Below are 16458 nucleotides of genomic sequence, written 5' to 3' on the forward strand. Positions count from 1 at the left end.
TCGATGTGACGCGCTCCTCGAAGGTGGTGGAGTACGTCCATCTCGACCTGGCCGGGGAGTCGAGTGTCGAGGAGCGCGAGGTGGTCAGTGAGACCATCGAGTCGGTGCGCTGCCGCTGGTGCAACGCCGTGGACCAGATCGAGCTCGTCGACAGGCCTGGTGCCGACTCCTGACGGGGCCGCGAGGCCGGACACATTGGGGTGATGGATGGTGGAGCAGCCGACAGGCGGCGCCGGACCGGCCGACGCGGCCGACGGCACCGCGGAGTCGCTCGACCGTCCGCTGCCCGAGGGCGTACGCCGCAAGGTGGTGGCGCTTGTCTCCGACGCCTTCGGCGGTCTGACCGTCGGCGAACTCCCCTCCCAGCTCCGGCAGTACGCCCGATTCACCCCGAGCAGGCGTGCCAAGTTCGCGGGCAACGCGATGGCCGCGGCCCTGGAGGCCGACCCCGCGTTCCGCCGGCGCATCGGTGAGCGGATCGGCCAGACCCAGCCGGAACTGGCCGAAGCGCTCACCTCCGGTGCGCCGCCCGCCGCGGCCGACCCCGTCGACGTGGCCGCAGCCGCCTATGTGCTGCGCCCGGCCGGCTGGGTCAAGCTGGTGGCGGCGGCCGGCGAAGAGGCCCAGAGGGCCCACGCCGAGCAGGCGGACGAGGAGACCAGGCGCGAGCTGGAGCGGCTCCGCGAGGAACTCGACCGCGCCCGCGGCCACATCAAGGCCGACACCGAACGGCTGCGCTCGGAACTGGAGGCCTCCCGCAAGGAGACCGACTCCCTGCACCGCAAGCTGCGCAGCGCCCTCAGCGAGGTGAAGCGCGGGGAGGCCGCTCTGCGCAAGGCGGGTACCGAGGCCGACGCCGTACGGGCCGAGGCCGCGGCCCAGGTCTCCGCCGCGGAGAGCGAGTCCCGCCGGCTCAAGGCGCGGCTGGCCGAGGCGGAGGCCTCCGTCGAGGCGGGCCGCCGGGCGGCGAGGGAGGGGCGCTCCGTCGAGGACATGCGGCTGCGACTGCTCCTGGACACCGTGCTCGACGCGGCACAGGGGCTCCGCCGTGAACTGGCCCTGCCCCCGTCCTCACTGCGCCCCGCCGACGGCGTCGAGGCGGTGGAGCCCGGCCGGATGTCACCGAAGGACATTGCGGCCAGGGCCCTTTCGGAGACCGATCCGGCGCTGCTCGACCAACTGCTCGCCCTGCCGCAGGCGCATCTCATCGTCGACGGCTACAACGTCACCAAGACCGGCTATCCGCAGATGCCGCTGGAGAAGCAGCGGTTGCGCCTCCTGGGCGGCCTGTCCCTCCTCGCGGCACAGACCGGCGCCGAGATGACCTGCGTGTTCGACGGTGCCGAGCTGGCCGCCCCGGTCCTGCTCGCGCCACCGCGCGGAGTACGCGTGCTGTTCAGCAAGGCCGGGGTGACCGCGGACGAGCTCATCCGGCAACTGGCGCGCGCCGAACCGCCGGGCAGACCCGTCGTCGTGGTCTCCACCGACCGCGAAGTAGCCGACGGTGTGGCGAAGGCGGGGGCGAGGCCGGTCGCGTCCGCCTTGCTCCTGAAGCGCCTTTCGCGCGTCTGAGGCGTCATGTGAGGCTTGTGCGACTTGCCGGATTTTCTGGAACGTACCGTCAAGTTGCCGCTACACGCAGTGTGATGAAAGTAAAGAAGTGCCTGGTGTGACGAGATTTTGCTTGTGAGGATTTGAACTGATCACAAGATGGTCACTAGGGTCAGCCCTCGAACCTTCGCACGGTTGATTGCCCATCCGGGGTGACGGCGAAGGAACCGCCGAGTCCGTGACGTGCACGGAGCCGGGGATCAGTTCGTGTCCCCCCACAGCCCGGTAGGCGGCTCGAGGAAGAAGGAGCTCGCCTTCGTGGCGTCCCACCGTCGTCCCAAGCAGCCGAGCCGCACCCGCGTGACCGTGCTCACCGCGACCGCCGCAGCAGCCGTGGCCCTGACCTCCCAGGCCGCCCACGCCGACCCCAAGCCGACCAAGAGCGAGGTCAAGGCGAAGGTCGACAAGCTCTACCACGAGGCCGAGGAGGCCACGGAGAGGGCCAACGGGGCCAAGGAGCAGCAGGACAAGCTCAAGAAGCAGGCCGACGCGCTCCAGGACAAGGTCGCCCGCGGCCAGGACGAGCTCAACACCCTGCGCGGTGAGCTCGGTTCGCTCGCCACCGCGCAGTACCGCTCCGGCGGTCTCGACCCGTCGGTCCAGCTGCTGCTCTCCTCGGACCCGGACAGCTTCCTCGAGCAGGCCTCCGCTCTCGACCAGCTGACGGCCAAGCAGGCCGAGTCGCTGCAGAAGATCCAGGCGAAGCAGCGCACCCTCGCGCAGCAGCGCAAGGAGGCGCAGGGCAAGCTCAGCGACCTCGACGACGTACGCAAGACGCTGAACGAGAACAAGAAGAAGTACCAGGGCAAGCTGGCCGACGCCCAGAAGCTGCTGAACACCCTCACCGCCGCCGAGCGCGCCATGATGGCCGAGGAGGAGCAGCGCGCCAGCCGCGCCGCCGGTGACCGGGTCGAGCTCGGCAACGAGGTCGCCGCATCGGGCCTCGGCGCCGCCGCCCTCCAGGCCGCCTCCACGCAGCAGGGCAAGCCGTACGTCTCCGGCGGCACCGGCCCCAACTCCTTCGACTGCTCGGGTCTGACCCAGTGGGCCTACGCCCAGGCAGGCGTCCAGATCACCCGCACCACGTACACCCAGATCAACGACGGCGCGCGGATCGGCCGCGGGGCACTGAAGCCGGGCGACCTCGTCTTCTTCAACAACACCTCGCACGTGGGTCTGTACGCGGGCAACAACCAGATCCTGCACGCCCCGAAGCCCGGAACCGTGGTCCGCTACGAGTCCATGGACTACATGGGCACCTTCCAGTTCGGCGTGCGCCCCTGACGCCCGAACGGGCGAATCACCGCATTCCCTCGGACAAGCCCCGCCCCGCCGGAGACCACAGGTCACCGGCGGGGCGCGGTCGTTCGGGTCCTTTCCGCCTCCTGGCGTGGCCCTTGGTCCCGTGTGGGCGAGCGCCGGGCCGGTGACGCTGCACAAGCTCCGCCGGGCCTGCGGGGACGCGAGCCACATCGGGATGCACGCAGGAAACGGGCAGGTCGTCCACGCTCCGTACCCGGGCGCAGCGGTGCGCCACGACCCCGTCGGCATGGTGCCCGTCTCCTCGGTCACCCGCGTCCGACCGTACGATCGGCGTGATGGCTGTTCGGGCAGGGGACGCGCGGCGGGAGAGAACCCGCGGACGGCGCACGGCGGGTGCCGTGCTCGCCGTGCTGCTGCTCGCGCCCGCGTGCGCCGGCCCCCGGGACCCCGCCACCGGCATCACCGCCGAGGAGGTCGGTGCCACCCTGGACCGGCGGGCCGCGGCAGTCCTGGGGCACGACACCGGCGCCTACCTCGCCGCGCTCGACCCCCGCGCCGCGTCATTCCGGGCCGCCCAGCGCACCGAGCTGCGCAACCTCGCCGACGTACCGCTGGAGTCCTGGGCCTACAAGGTGAAGGACGTGACGGACGAGGCCGGCGGCCGGGTCACCGCCGAGGTCGAGCTGAGTTACCGGTTCAAGGGCTACGACAGGGCGCCCATGTCCTCCTCCCGGACCGTGGAGCTGGTCCGCCGCGGCGACGACCGCACCTGGTACGTCGCCGCCGACCGGGCCACCGACGGCGGCCCGGGGCAGCTCTGGCAGCAGGGCGACGTAGAGGTCGTACGGGGCACGCACAGCCTGGTCCTCGGGGTCGGCCGCGGAGCGGCGGAGCTGCGCCGGATCGCGGCAACCGCGGACCGGGCCGTCCCGGCCGTCAGTGGTGCCTGGCCGGAGCCGTGGGCGGAGCGGGTCGTGGTGCTCGTGCCCGAGTCCGTGGAGGACATGGCGGGGCTCCTGGGCTCACCCGTGGCCAGCTACCGGGGCATAGCGGCCGTCACCACCGGCGAGGTCGGCGGGGGCGGCCGGGCCCCCGCGGACCGGGTGATCGTCAATCCGCAGGCGTACGGAATGCTCGGCGACTTCGGGCAGCGCGTAGTCCTCACCCACGAGACCACCCATGTGGCGACCCGGGCGCACACCTCCGCCGCCACTCCCGTCTGGCTCTCCGAGGGCTTCGCCGACCTGGCCGCCTACCGCCTGGAGAGCCGCACCGCCCCCGAGATCGCACCGGAGCTCGCCGAGGCGGTCCGGGCCGGTGACCTGCCCGCGCGGCTGCCCTCCGACGAGGACTTCGGCTTCGCCGAGGACGCGGGGAAGCTCTCCCGGGCCTACGAGGGCGGCAGGCTGGCCTGCGAGCTGATCGCGCGGGACTGGGGCGAGGAGGAGCTGATCGCCTTCTACAAGGCCGTGGGGAGCCGTTCGGAGCGGGAAGGGGCCGTGGAGCAGGCCATGCACACGGTGCTCGGCACGACCCCCGAGGACTTCACGGCGCGCTGGCGGGAGTACCTTCGCGCCCGGCTCGGCTGACCCGCTCCGCCGCGCACCCCCGCCGCGCCCCCGGCACGGTGGCCCGCCACAGCCGCCGCCCGGCGCTCAGCGCCGCCGCGACCAGCAGACCGTTGCGCACGGCCATGAGCGCCACGCCCTCCGCGTCACTGGCCACCACGTGCGCGAAGCCGAGCGGGAACTCCAGCAGGGTGACAGCGGTGGCCACCAGGACCAGACCGGCGGGCAGCGCCATCCGGCTGCCCCGGAACACCAGGCACACCGCGGCGACACCCAGCGGCCACACCATGTACTGGGGGCTGATGACACGGCTGGTCACGGTGAACAGCAGCACCGCGGTGAACGCCGCGTCCGCCGGGGTGTGCACTGCGAAGGTACGGGCCCGCAGCCGCCACACCAGGAGCCAGCCCAAGGCGAGCAGGCTCAGCGCCAGGGCCAGGGTGCTCACCAGAGGCACATGCGGACCGGCGAACTCCATCGAGCCGTAGCGGAGCTCCACCCGGCCCTCCCAGCCGAACTGCCTGGCCACGTGGAAGACCAGCGCCCCCAACGACTCGATCTCCAGCCCCCGGTCCCGCTGGAACGTCAGGAAGGCGAACGCGCCCGGCAGCAGCACCGCGGCCGCCAGGACCAGCACGGCGGCCGTCACCGCCGCAGCGGACCAGGACCTGCGCGTATCCCTGCCCCGGGCCGTGCCCACCAGCAGCAGCACCGGCCACACCTTCAGCAGCGTCCCGAAGGCGGCCAGTGCCCCCAGCACCCTGGGGCGGCGCACACCCGCCAGCAGCGCCGCCACCGCGACGGCGGTCACCATCAGGTCGTAGCGGGCGTACACCGTCGGCCCGAGCAGCGGCACACCCACCACCCACAGCCACGCGCCCGCGCCCCGCATGCCGGGACGGCTTCCCGCGTACAGCAGCAGCCCGAACACCAGCGCGTCACAGAGCAGTACGAGGACGAAGAAGGCGGAGGCGTACTCCAGGAAGGGCAGCAGATCCGGGGAGAGCACGGCGAGCGCGGCGGCGGGAGGATACTGCCAGGTGACGTCGTCCAGCGGATACGAACCGGTGTGGAACACCTCGTACCAGCCCCGGTAGATGACCGAGACGTCGCTCGTGACGTCCGGGCCCGGCACCGTGAACACCTTGAAGACGCAGAGCAGCAGCACCGCTCGTGTGAGGGCCCAGGTGACGAGGGACAGACGCATGGGCGTCATGATGCCGCCACCAGCTGTACAGGAGCTGTCAGGCAGGGCCGCACGAACGCCCGGTACTGTCGGCGGCGATGGACAAGACGCTGATCGTGACGAACGACTTCCCGCCCCGCCCCGGCGGCATCCAGGCATTCCTGCACAACATGGCCCTGCGCATGGACCCCGAGCGGCTCGTCGTCTACGCCTCCACCTGGAAGCGTGGCGCGGAGGGCACCGAGGCCACGGCCGGCTTCGACGCCGAGCAGCCGTTCACCGTCGTACGCGACCGTACGACGATGCTGCTGCCCACCCCCCGGGTCACCCGGCAGGCGGTCCGGCTGCTGCGCGAACACGGCTGCTCCTCCGTGTGGTTCGGAGCGGCCGCCCCCCTCGGGCTGATGGCTCCCGCGCTCCGCAGGGCCGGTGCCCGCCGGATCGTGGCCACCACGCACGGCCACGAGGCCGGCTGGGCCCAGCTGCCCGCATCCAGGCAGCTGCTGCGCCGCATCGGCGAGGGCACCGACACGATCACCTACCTGGGGGAGTACACCCGGTCCAGGATCGCCGCGGCGCTCACCCCGGAGGCCGCCGGCCGCATGGTGCAGCTGCCGCCCGGGGTCGACGAGAAGACCTTCCACCCGGACTCCGGCGGTGACCGGGTCAGGGCCCGGCTCGGGCTCACGGACCGGCCCGTCGTCGTGTGCGTGTCGCGGCTCGTGCCGCGCAAGGGGCAGGACACCCTCATCCTGGCCATGCCCGCGATCCTGGCGCGGGTCCCGGACGCCGTCCTGCTCGTCGTGGGCGGCGGCCCGTACGCCGGGCAGCTGAAGAAGCTGGCGGCCGAGACCGGTGTCCAGGACTCCGTGCGCTTCACCGGCCCGGTGCCCTGGGAGGAACTGCCCGCGCACTACGGTGCCGGCGACGTGTTCGCCATGCCGTGCCGCACCCGGCGAGGCGGACTCGACGTCGAAGGCCTCGGCATCGTCTACCTGGAGGCGTCCGCGACCGGGCTGCCGGTCGTGGCGGGCGACTCGGGGGGCGCCCCGGACGCCGTGCTCGACGGCGAGACGGGGTGGGTGGTGCGGGGCGGTTCCGCGGAGGAGTCCGCCGACCGGATCGTCACCCTGCTCCGCGACCCGGCACTGCGCCGGCGCATGGGGGAGCGGGGCAGGGCGTGGGTCGAGGAGAAGTGGCGCTGGGACCTGCTCGCCGGACGGCTGAAGACGCTGCTCTGAGCACGTACGAGGAGGGACCCGCACCGGTCACCGGGCGGGTCCCTCCTCGTTGGTCCTGCGGGGTCAGCCGCGGTAGATCGACTCGACCTCGTCCGCGAAGTCCTTCGCCACGACATTGCGCTTCAGCTTCAGCGACGGCGTGATGTGGCCCGCCTCCTCGGTGAACTGCGTTGCCAGGATGCGGAACTTGCGCACCGACTCCGCCTTGGAGACCGCGGCGTTGCCGTCGTCCACCGCCCGCTGCACCTCCGCCAGCAGCTCGGGGTCCTCGCGCAGCGAGACCGCCGTCGACCCGGCCGGCTTGCCGTTCTCCTCGGCCCAGCGGGAGAGGAACTCCTCGTCGAGGGTCAGCAGCGCGCCGACGAACGGCCGCCCGTCGCCGACCACCATGCACTCCGCGACCAGGGCGTGGGCGCGGATCCGGTCCTCGATCACCGCCGGGGCGACGTTCTTGCCGCCCGCCGTGACGATGATCTCCTTCTTGCGGCCGGTGATCGCGAGATAGCCGTCCTCGTCGAGCGTGCCGATGTCACCCGTGTGGAACCAGCCGTCGGCCAGAGCCTCGGCCGTCGCCGCCTCGTTCTTCCAGTACCCGGTGAACAGGTGCTCGCCGTGCAGCAGCACCTCGCCGTCGTCGGCGATCCGCACCACCGAGCCCGGCAGCGGCTGGCCGACCGTACCGATCTTCTGCCGGTCCCACGGGTTGAAGGCCGTGGCGGCGCAGGACTCGGTGAGGCCGTAGCCCTCCAGCACCGTGAAGCCGATGCCGCGGAAGAAGTGGCCGAGCCGCTCACCCAGCGGTGCGCCGCCGGAGATCGCGTACTCGCCGCGGCCGCCGAGCACGGCGCGCAGCTTGCCGAACACCAGCTTGTCGAAGACCTTGTGCTTGACCTTCAGTCCCACCGAGGGGCCTTCGGGCGTGCCCAGCGCACGGCTGTACGCGATCGCCGTGTCGGCGGCCCGGTCGAAGATCCTGCCCTTGCCGTCGGCCTGGGCCTTGGCCCGCGCCGAGTTGTAGACCTTCTCGAACACCCGCGGCACGCCGAGGATCAGCGTGGGCCTGAACGAGGCCAGCTCGTCGGTGAGGTTCTTGATGTCCGGCACGCAGCCGAGCTTGATCGGGGCCATCACCGACGCGACCTCGACCAGCCGGCCGAAGACGTGCGCGGCGGGGAGGAAGAGCAGGACGGAACACTCGCCGGTGCGGAAGAGGGGCTTGAGCCGCTCCACGATGTTGCCGCACTCCGCGAAGAAGCTGCGGTGCGTCAGCACACAGCCCTTCGGGCGGCCGGTGGTGCCCGAGGTGTAGACGATCGTCGCCGGGTCGTCGGCCTTCGCGCTCACCATCCGGCGGTCCAGCGACTCGTCGGAGACCGCGGCACCCGCCGCCACGAGATCGCCGACGGCACCGCGGTCGATCTCCCAGAGGTGCCGCAGGCCGGGGAGCCCGTCCCGCACAGCGGTGACGGACTCGGCGTTGGCGGCGCTCTCCACGACGACCGCGGCCGCGCCCGAGTCACCGAGTATCCACTGGACCTGCTCCGGCGAGCTGGTCTCGTACACCGGCACGGTGACGGCGCCCGCGCTCCAGATGGCGAAGTCCAGCAGGACCCACTCGTAGCGCGTACGCGACATGAGCGCGACCCGCTCGCCGGGCTGGATACCCGACGCGATCAGGCCTCTGGCGGTGTCTCTGACCTCAGTGAGGAACTGGGTCGCCGTGACGTCAGTCCAGACGCCGGCCACCTTCCGGCTCATCACCGCGACATCGGGATGCTGAGCGGCGTTGCGGCGGATGAGATCCGTCAGATTGCCGTCCGTAGGGACCTCGTACAGGGCCGGAAGGCTGAACTCGCGCAAGACTGCTGCTCCTCATCGGGCTCCGGTTCCACGGCTCTGTGTGACGCACCGGATCGGTCCAAGACTGGCAGATGCTCAGTGGGGTGAGCACGACTGGACTGGCGGGACGTTACCCACCGGTACTCGGTTCCGGAAAGGGGGTTCCGGCCAGATGTCTTATGCATCACACATATCGGTGGTCCTTCGGCGCACATTAGTCCACCCGTGTCCCGATCCGGAAGTAATCGCAGGTCCGACGGCCTCTACCCAGAGCGGCGAGCGGAGACCTAGGGTGAACTCCATGCGAGTCGGCACACCGCACAACCAGCACACAACCCCCACGCGGCGGACACGCGTGCACGTGGTCAGCGACGTGCACGGAAACGCGGAGGCGCTGGCGCGCGCCGGGGACGGCGCTGACGCCTTGATCTGCCTGGGCGACCTGGTCCTCTTCCTCGACTACGCCGACCATTCACGCGGCATCTTCCCCGACCTCTTCGGCGTCGACAACGCCCACCGCATCGTCGAGCTGCGCACCGCACGCCGCTTCGACGAGGCACGCGCCTTCGGCCGCGAACTGTGGGCGGGCCGGGACCGCGACGCGGCGATCCTGTCCGCCGTACGCAGGCAGTACGCCGAGATGTTCGCGGTCATGCCCACCCCGACGTACGCCACCTACGGCAACGTCGACGTGCCGGCGCTCTGGCCCGAGTACGCCAATTCCGGCACCACAGTGCTGGACGGCGAGCGGGTCGAGATCGGAGGCCGGGTCTTCGGATTCGTAGGGGGCGGACTCCGCACCCCCATGAACACCCCGTACGAGATCAGTGACGAGGAGTACGCCGCCAAGGTCGAGGCACTCGGTCCGGTGGACGTCCTGTGCTCGCACATCCCGCCGGACGTCCCGGAGCTGACGTACGACACGGTGGCCCGGCGCTTCGAGCGCGGCAGCCGCGCGCTCCTGGACGCCATCCACCGCGCCCGCCCCCGCTACGCGATTTTCGGACATGTGCACCAGCCGCTGGTCAGCCGGATGCGGATCGGCGTCACCGAGTGCGTCAACGTCGGCCACTTCGCCTCCAGCGGACGGCCCTGGGCCCTGGAGTGGTGAGCGACACGGCCACCCCGGGGCGCGGGCGGGAGGGCCGCCGGTACGCGATAGCCTGCACACGGCAGGCTTCTGCCGAATGTGACCGGTACACCGCACTGGAGGGCCACGGCGATGGCTGAACACACCAGCTCGAGCATCACGATCGAGGCGGCACCGGCCGACGTCATGGGAGTGATCGCCGACTTCGCCCGCTATCCGGAATGGACCGGCGAGGTGAAGGAGGCCGAGATCCTGGCCACCGACGACCAGGGCCGCGCCGAGCAGGTCCGCCTGGTCCTGGACGCCGGAGCGATCAAGGACGACCACGTCCTCGCCTACACCTGGAACAGCCCGTACGAGGTCGACTGGACCCTCGTCAAGTCACAGATGCTGCGCGCTCTCGACGGCAGCTACGCGCTGGCGCCCCTGGGCGACGGCGACCGTACCCAGGTCACCTACCGGCTCGCCGTCGACGTCAAGATCCCGCTCCTCGGCATGATCAAGCGCAAGGCCGAGAAGGTCATCATCGACCGTGCCCTCGCCGGGCTGAAGAAGCGCGTCGAGTCCGTCCCGAAGGCCTGATCACATGCGTACGGTCCTCGTCACCGGCCCCGGCGGCGCAGGCCGTACCACGGTCGCCGCGGCGACCGCGCTCGCCTCGGCCCGCGCCGGCCGGCGCACCCTCCTGGTCTCCGCCGACGCGGTGCCCGCCTTCCCCGCGGGCACCGGGGCCGCGGAGGTCGCGGAACGGCTGCACTGCGTCCGCATCGACTCCGCCGCACACTTCCGCGGTGAGCTCCTGGAGCTCCAGGCCAGGGCGTCCGGGGTGCTCGACCTGCTCGGCGCCAACCGGCTCGACGGCGACGAACTCACCGAACTGCCGGGCAGCGCACAGCTCGCCGTCCTGCACACCCTGCGCCGGGCCGTCGAGGGCGACTGGGCGAATGACGGCTACGAGGTCCTCGTCGTCGACCTCCCCCCGCTCACCGACGCCCTCGCCCTGCTCGCACTCCCCGGACAGCTGCGCCGCTATCTGCGCCGCCTCCTGCCCCGGGAACGCCAGGCCGCCCGCGCGCTGCGCCCGGTGCTCGCCCAGCTCGCCGGCGTCCCCATGCCGGCCCAGTGGCTGTACGAGGCAGCCACCCGCAAGGACGCCGAACTGGCCGCGGTCGAGGCACTGATCGAGGACAACGCGACCACCGTGCGGCTGGTCGCCGAACCGGGCCGGGCCGCCGGTGAGGCGCTGAGCGCCGCCCGTACCGGACTCGCCCTGCACGGACTGCGCGTCGACTCCGTCGTGGCCACCCGTGTCCTGCCCCGCCACTCCGCCGCCCCCTGGTTCGCCGATCTCGCGGCCCGGCAGGAGAAGTGCCTGGACGACTGGCACCAGGAATGGGCGCCCGGGACCCCCGTACGCGAGACCCCGCACCTCGGCCGCGAGCCGCGCACCGCCGAGGACCTCGCCCTGCTCGCCGAGGCCTGCGCCCCCGACGACCGGGCGCCGGGACACGCCGGGAACCCCTGGTGGACCGAGGACGCGGGGGACGGCGTCCTCGCCTGGTGCCTGCCGCTGCCAGGAGCCGTCAAGGAGGACCTCAGGCTGGTCCGGCGCGGAGACGAACTGCTTCTCACCGCAGGGCGGTTCCACCGGATCGTGCGCCTGGAGTCCGCGCTGCGCCGCTGCACCGTCTCCGGCGCCGCGCTGACCGACGGCGTCCTGCGTGTCCGGTTCACGCCTGATCCCGCGCTCTGGCCCCGGACACAATGAACGGCGTACCACCGTTCGGGTAACGTCGGTAGTACGTGGCTCGTACGGCCACGCAGGCAACCGCGTCGCAGGAGTCCGCCATGAGTGAAGCCACCGATCGTCCCGTCGACGACGACGCGTGGGCGGAGGCCTGCGCCGAGGACCTCGAAGCGGAGAAGGCGCGCCGCCGGGCGCAGTACGGCCGGCAGCCGGGTTCCGCGGCCGATGAGCTGCGCAAACTCATCGACGCGATGGCCGACAAGGTCTCCTCGATGCAGTCACCTCTGCTCGGCATGGCCGCCCAGGGCACCGTCCAGCAGGTGATCCGGCAGGCCAAGTCCGCGGTCGAGCCCGTCATCGACCGCAATCCGGAGCTCTTCGACCACCTCGCCGCCGCGGGGAACGAGCTCCTCGCCGCCTACCGCTCCGTCGTCGAGGGCCAGGAGGGCCGCTGGACCCGGGGCACCGAAGGCGCCGGCGGCACCCCGGGCGGCACGGGAAACGCTCCCGGGCAGGGGAAGAAGGCGGCCGACGACCCCTCCGACCCGCGTGACGAGGGCTCCGGCGGCAGCGAACACATCGACCTGGACTGACCTCGGGCAGGAAGTACCCGTCCCCGGCTCGGGTACGGTTGGCCGTAGCGGGGCTCGACCGAAACTGAGGGATTCATGGGACTCACCATCGGCGTCGATATCGGCGGCACGAAGATCGCGGCTGGAGTGGTCGACGAAGAGGGCCGGATCCTCTCGACGTTCAAGGTATCGACCCCGCCGACCGCCGAAGGCATCGTGGACGCGATCAGCTCCGCCGTGTCCGGGGCGAGCGAGGGACACGACGTCGAGGCGGTCGGCATCGGCGCGGCCGGATACGTCGACGACAAGCGTGCCACCGTGCTGTTCGCCCCGAACATCAACTGGCGCCACGAGCCGCTCAAGGACAAGGTCGAGCAGCGCGTCGGCCTTCCCGTCGTCGTCGAGAACGACGCCAACGCGGCGGCCTGGGGCGAGTACCGCTTCGGTGCCGGCCAGGGGCACGACGACGTCATCTGCATCACGCTCGGCACCGGTCTGGGCGGCGGCATCATCATCGGCAACAAGCTCCGCCGCGGACGCTTCGGCGTCGCGGCGGAATTCGGTCACATCCGGGTCGTCCCGGACGGGCTGCTCTGCGGCTGCGGCAGCCAGGGCTGCTGGGAGCAGTACGCATCCGGGCGGGCACTCGTGCGCTACGCGAAGCAGCGCGCCAACGCCACGCCGGAGAACGCCACCATCCTGCTGGGACTCGGTGACGGCAGCGTCGAGGGCATCGAGGGCAAGCACATCAGCCAGGCCGCCCGGCAGGGCTGCCCGGTGGCCGTCGACTCCTTCCGTGAGCTGGCCCGCTGGGCCGGAGCCGGACTGGCCGACCTCGCCTCGCTCTTCGACCCGTCGGCCTTCATCGTCGGCGGCGGGGTCTCGGACGAGGGCGAGCTCGTCCTCGACCCGATCCGCAAGTCGTTCCGGCGCTGGCTGATCGGCGGCGAGTGGCGCCCGCACGCCCAGGTCCTCGCCGCCCAACTGGGCGGCAAGGCGGGTTTGGTGGGCGCGGCGGACCTGGCGCGCCAGGGCTGACCTCACCACCACGGCACATCCGACGCCCGTCGCGCCCCCAGGGGAGCGGCGGGCGTCCGTCGTATCGTGCCTCCCATGGTCACGATGCCGATGCCGATGCCACTGCCCGACTCCCGTACCGAGCCGGACGGTTCAGCCGTCATCCGGGTCCTCAGCTACAACGTCCGCTCACTGCGCGACGACACCGAGGCGCTGGCTCGTGTCATCCGTGCCTGCGCACCCGACCTGGTCTGTGTCCAGGAGGCCCCGCGCTTCTTCCGCTGGCGCAAGGCGGCCGCACGGCTCGCGGCCATGACCGACCTGGTGATCCTCAGCGGCGGCGCCACGGCGGCCGGGCCCCTGCTGCTCTGTTCCCTGCGCGCCACCGTGGAACGCACCGAGGACGTCCTGCTGCCGCTCACTCCGGGGCTGCACCGGAGGGGCCTGGCCACGGCGGTCGTACGGATCGCCGGGGCACGGCTCGGTGTCCTGAGCTGCCACCTCAGCCTGCAGCGTGAGGAACGGCGGGCACAGGCGGGGATGCTGCTGGACCGGATCGACGCGATGGACGTCCCGCACGCCGTCGTCGCCGGTGACCTCAACGACGTACCGGAGGGGAGCGCCTTCCGGCGGCTGGCCGGGCGGCTCCAGGACTGCCGGGCCGTACGGCCGTGGGGCGGCGAGCTCACCTTCCCGCCCGACGCGCCCCGCAAGCGGATCGACGCGGTGTTCGCGACCGGCGGCATCGAGGTCCTCGGCTGCGGCGTCCCGGCGGACCTGCCCGGCGTCACCGGCGCGGACCTGCGGGCGGCCACGGACCATCTGCCCGTACTGGCCGCCCTGAGGGTGCCCGCGGGCGGCTGAGCGGCGGCACCCACGGCGGGGCACCCCGAGGGCGGCCCCCCGCGCCGCAGACCGGGCCGGCCGCGCCGAGGTCAGACGACCGCGCCGCGCCCCGGATCGTCGTCCTCGTCGTCGTCGGGGGGCATGCGCGCCACCAGGGTGACGAAGCCGCCCAGGAAGCCGCCGATGGAGAGCGTGGTGAGCCACCACGTCATGTCCCACTGCATCAGCACCGCGATCAGCATCAGCACCGGGCCGCCGACGACCGCGAGCCAGGCGAACTTCGCCGTCACGTCGGCCTCGGGAAGCGGCGGCGGCTCCGGCGGGACGAAGTGCCCCTCCTCGCTGTCGTCCGGATCGTCGATGTCGTCGTCCTTGGGCTCCTCCAGGCCGTAGTCGCGCGGGCCCGCGACCCCGGGGGCGAAGACGACCGAGCCGCCGAGCGGCTGCTTCTCCGGAGGTCCGCCGGGCGTCTTCCCGCCCACGCCCTTGTCCGCGTCGTCGCCCGCGCCGGACTCGGCGGCGGGGTCCAGGACGTTGAGCTGGTCGTCCTCCAGCAGCGCCAGGTCCTCGACCGACTTGAACGGCTTGGCGCCCGGCGGGTCCGGCGGCTCGTCGCCGTATCCCGCGACGATCGCCTCCCAGGCCGCGGTCTCGTCGAGCGCCCGGGGCGCCTCCGAACCCTCGGGCACCGCCGTTCCTTCCGTGGGGCGCGGTTCGCGCTCCTCGTCACTGCCCGCGCGCTCCGCGTCGTGCTCAGCCACCGGACGTGCTCCCCTTCTTGCCAGCGTCGGTTGCGAGGCGGTCGATGAACCGGTAACTCTCGTCGAAGATCCGCTCCGCATCGTGGTCCAACGTCGCCACGTGGTAGCTCTGTTCCAGGAGGATCTCCTCGACCTCCCTGGACGAGACCCGGCTGAGGATCCGCGCCGAGTCGGCCGGCGGCACGACATGGTCCTGCGGGCTGTGCAGCAGCACGAGCGGCTGGGTGACCTGGGGCAGATCCGAGTCGACCAGCCGGAAGAACGCCCGCACGGAGTGGGCGGCGTGCAGCGGCACCCGGTCGTAGCCGACCTCCTCGGCGCCCTCCAGCGCGATGTCGCTGGTCAGGCCCTTCGTCGTCCGCACCAGATGGCGGGCCACCGGCAGGGCGTACGCCGACAGGCCGTGCACCTTGTTCGCCGGATTCACGAGGACCAGGCCCGCGATCTCGTCCCCGTGCTTCGCGGCGAGGCGCAGCGCCAGGGCGCCGCCCATGGAGAGGCCGAAGACGAAGACCTGCTCGCACCGCGCCCGCAGCGCGCGCAGCTCCCGGTCCACCTCCGCGTACCAGTCCTGCCAGCCCGTGACGGCCATGTCCTCCCAGCGGGTGCCGTGACCGGGCAGCAGCGGGAGGGACACGGTCAGTCCGCGCTCCGCCAGGTAGTCGGCCCAGGGGCGCAGCGACTGCGGCGAACCCGTGAATCCGTGACAGAGGAGGACGCCGACCTCTCCGCCCTCATGGCGGAACGGCTCGGCTCCAGGGAGGACCGGCACCGGGGTCTCCTGTTCATGAAGCGGGCGGGGGTGCGGGGGGTGTGCAAAAGGATTACTTCACCGTACGCGACCGGGCCGACACCGACCAGGGCCGTCACCGTCCGAGCAGCCGTCACCCGCGGGGCAGCGGGCGGGGGAGGCCGAGGTTGCACAGGCTAAGGTCTTCCGGACGGCACACAGGAGGCACCAGAGTTGATCTACGGCGCAATGAAGTTCTCCATCGGCGGGTCACTGAAGCTCGCCTTCAGGCCGTGGGTGGAGGGTCTGGAGAACATTCCCGCACACGGGCCGGCGATCCTCGCGAGCAACCATCTGTCGTTCTCCGACTCCTTCTTCCTGCCGGCGGTACTCGACCGCAAGGTGACCTTCATCGCCAAGGCGGAGTACTTCACGGCGCCCGGGGTGAAGGGCAGGCTCACCGCCGCCTTCTTCAAGGGCGTGGGCCAGCTCCCGGTGGACCGCTCCGGCGGCCGCGGTGCCGGCGAGGCGGCGATCAGGTCGGGCATCCAGGTGATCGAGAGCGGCGGGCTCTTCGGTATCTATCCGGAGGGCACCCGGTCGCCCGACGGACGGCTCTACCGGGGCAAGCCCGGAGGCCTCGCCCGGGTGGCCCTCGCCACCGGCGCGCCCGTCATTCCCGTAGCGATGATCGGCACGGAGAAGATCCAGCCGCCGGGCCAGGTGGTGCCCAAGCTGATGCGGCCCGGCATCAGGATCGGCAAGCCGCTGGACTTCAGCCGCTACCAGGGCATGGACGGCGACCGGTTCATCCTGCGTTCGGTGACCGACGAGGTCATGTACGAGATCATGAAGCTCTCCGGCCAGGAGTACGTGGACATCTACGCGACCGTGGCCAAGCGGCAGATCGCCGACGAGGCGAAGAGGAAGGGAACGGACCGGTCCGGCGCGTAGGGGGCGTCGCCGGGGGTCCGGAGGGGGCAGCGT

General features: G+C 71.8%; 15 protein-coding genes. 11 read left to right on the forward strand and 4 right to left on the reverse strand.

Features of this window, described 5'->3' with window-relative positions; all coding sequences use genetic code 11:
- Positions 1 to 210 precede the first annotated feature (210 nt).
- From BFF76_RS26825 to BFF76_RS26835, 3 genes are all read left to right on the forward strand, one after another.
- Positions 211 to 1572 (forward strand): NYN domain-containing protein, encoded by a 1362-nt coding sequence (locus BFF76_RS26825; RefSeq protein WP_065849234.1) that lies wholly within the window; start codon positions 211 to 213, stop codon positions 1570 to 1572.
- A 297-nt stretch (positions 1573 to 1869) separates the two neighbouring features.
- A complete protein-coding gene (locus tag BFF76_RS26830) occupies positions 1870 to 2895 on the forward strand; it encodes a C40 family peptidase (protein WP_065849235.1) in 1026 nt (341 codons plus the stop codon).
- Between the two features lie 314 nt (positions 2896 to 3209).
- Positions 3210 to 4463, forward strand: a complete 1254-nt coding sequence (locus BFF76_RS26835) for a hypothetical protein (RefSeq protein ID WP_199831558.1) — start codon at positions 3210 to 3212, stop codon at positions 4461 to 4463.
- On the opposite strand, the gene BFF76_RS26840 is transcribed toward BFF76_RS26835, so the two are convergent.
- Positions 4420 to 5649, reverse strand: coding sequence for a glycosyltransferase 87 family protein (locus BFF76_RS26840; RefSeq protein WP_051834799.1), 1230 nt, complete (start codon positions 5647 to 5649; stop codon positions 4420 to 4422). The two genes, BFF76_RS26835 and BFF76_RS26840, sit on opposite strands and share 44 nt — an antisense overlap.
- A 77-nt stretch (positions 5650 to 5726) precedes the next feature.
- On the opposite strand from BFF76_RS26840, the gene BFF76_RS26845 reads away from it, so the two are divergent.
- Positions 5727 to 6869 carry a glycosyltransferase family 4 protein gene (locus BFF76_RS26845; RefSeq protein WP_053930197.1) on the forward strand — a complete coding sequence of 381 codons (1143 nt, stop codon included), beginning with the start codon at positions 5727 to 5729 and terminating at the stop codon, positions 6867 to 6869.
- Between the two features lie 63 nt (positions 6870 to 6932).
- Here the strand turns inward: BFF76_RS26845 and BFF76_RS26850 are convergent, their stop codons facing one another.
- Complete coding sequence (locus BFF76_RS26850) at positions 6933 to 8729, reverse strand: AMP-dependent synthetase/ligase (RefSeq protein ID WP_031100823.1); 1797 nt, start codon at positions 8727 to 8729, stop codon at positions 6933 to 6935.
- A gap of 280 nt (positions 8730 to 9009) precedes the next feature.
- Between BFF76_RS26850 and BFF76_RS26855 the strand changes: the two genes are divergently transcribed.
- The 6 genes from BFF76_RS26855 to BFF76_RS26880 all read left to right on the forward strand — a co-directional run bounded on the left by BFF76_RS26855 (position 9010) and on the right by BFF76_RS26880 (position 13998).
- Positions 9010 to 9819, forward strand: a complete 810-nt coding sequence (locus tag BFF76_RS26855; protein ID WP_031100821.1) for a metallophosphoesterase family protein — start codon at positions 9010 to 9012, stop codon at positions 9817 to 9819.
- A 111-nt stretch (positions 9820 to 9930) separates the two neighbouring features.
- Entirely contained in the window at positions 9931 to 10380 is a 450-nt protein-coding gene (locus BFF76_RS26860; RefSeq protein ID WP_031100820.1) for an SRPBCC family protein, read from the forward strand.
- A 4-nt stretch (positions 10381 to 10384) separates the two neighbouring features.
- On the forward strand, positions 10385 to 11566 hold the full coding sequence (locus tag BFF76_RS26865) for an ArsA family ATPase (RefSeq protein WP_053930198.1): 1182 nt from the start codon (positions 10385 to 10387) through the stop codon (positions 11564 to 11566).
- 80 nt (positions 11567 to 11646) lie between these two features.
- Positions 11647 to 12138, forward strand: a complete 492-nt coding sequence (locus BFF76_RS26870; protein ID WP_065849232.1) for a DUF5304 domain-containing protein — start codon at positions 11647 to 11649, stop codon at positions 12136 to 12138.
- A gap of 75 nt (positions 12139 to 12213) precedes the next feature.
- Entirely contained in the window at positions 12214 to 13155 is a 942-nt protein-coding gene (locus BFF76_RS26875; RefSeq protein ID WP_031100814.1) for an ROK family glucokinase, read from the forward strand.
- A gap of 75 nt (positions 13156 to 13230) precedes the next feature.
- Positions 13231 to 13998: an endonuclease/exonuclease/phosphatase family protein gene (locus BFF76_RS26880; RefSeq protein ID WP_065849233.1), complete on the forward strand. Its 768-nt coding sequence runs from the start codon at positions 13231 to 13233 to the stop codon at positions 13996 to 13998.
- 71 nt (positions 13999 to 14069) lie between these two features.
- On the opposite strand, the gene BFF76_RS26885 is transcribed toward BFF76_RS26880, so the two are convergent.
- Together BFF76_RS26885 and BFF76_RS26890 are read right to left on the reverse strand one after the other, a co-directional pair.
- Positions 14070 to 14741 carry a hypothetical protein gene (locus BFF76_RS26885; RefSeq protein WP_031100811.1) on the reverse strand — a complete coding sequence of 224 codons (672 nt, stop codon included), beginning with the start codon at positions 14739 to 14741 and terminating at the stop codon, positions 14070 to 14072.
- Positions 14734 to 15513 carry an alpha/beta hydrolase gene (locus BFF76_RS26890; protein WP_031100810.1) on the reverse strand — a complete coding sequence of 260 codons (780 nt, stop codon included), beginning with the start codon at positions 15511 to 15513 and terminating at the stop codon, positions 14734 to 14736. The genes BFF76_RS26885 and BFF76_RS26890 overlap by 8 nt, the downstream gene beginning before the upstream one ends.
- Before the next feature lie 192 nt (positions 15514 to 15705).
- Here BFF76_RS26890 and BFF76_RS26895 point away from each other — a divergent pair, with 192 nt between their 5' ends.
- Complete coding sequence (locus tag BFF76_RS26895) at positions 15706 to 16425, forward strand: lysophospholipid acyltransferase family protein (protein WP_031100809.1); 720 nt, start codon at positions 15706 to 15708, stop codon at positions 16423 to 16425.
- The last annotated feature ends 33 nt before the right edge of the window (positions 16426 to 16458 follow it).

Origin of the sequence: Streptomyces mutomycini, assembly GCF_001700505.1 — a bacterium.
GTDB lineage: Bacteria > Actinomycetota > Actinomycetes > Streptomycetales > Streptomycetaceae > Streptomyces > Streptomyces mutomycini.

Bases quoted from the DNA above. Each gene is read 5' to 3' on its own strand.
- BFF76_RS26835 (WP_199831558.1), top strand. From the start codon at position 3,210: ATGGCTGTTCGGGCAGGGGACGCGCGGCGGGAGAGAACCCGCGGACGG.
- BFF76_RS26840 (WP_051834799.1), bottom strand. From the start codon at position 5,649: ATGCGTCTGTCCCTCGTCACCTGGGCCCTCACACGAGCGGTGCTGCTG.
- BFF76_RS26845 (WP_053930197.1), top strand. From the start codon at position 5,727: ATGGACAAGACGCTGATCGTGACGAACGACTTCCCGCCCCGCCCCGGC.
- BFF76_RS26855 (WP_031100821.1), top strand. From the start codon at position 9,010: ATGCGAGTCGGCACACCGCACAACCAGCACACAACCCCCACGCGGCGG.
- BFF76_RS26860 (WP_031100820.1), top strand. From the start codon at position 9,931: ATGGCTGAACACACCAGCTCGAGCATCACGATCGAGGCGGCACCGGCC.
- BFF76_RS26865 (WP_053930198.1), top strand. From the start codon at position 10,385: ATGCGTACGGTCCTCGTCACCGGCCCCGGCGGCGCAGGCCGTACCACG.
- BFF76_RS26870 (WP_065849232.1), top strand. From the start codon at position 11,647: ATGAGTGAAGCCACCGATCGTCCCGTCGACGACGACGCGTGGGCGGAG.
- BFF76_RS26875 (WP_031100814.1), top strand. From the start codon at position 12,214: ATGGGACTCACCATCGGCGTCGATATCGGCGGCACGAAGATCGCGGCT.
- BFF76_RS26880 (WP_065849233.1), top strand. From the start codon at position 13,231: ATGGTCACGATGCCGATGCCGATGCCACTGCCCGACTCCCGTACCGAG.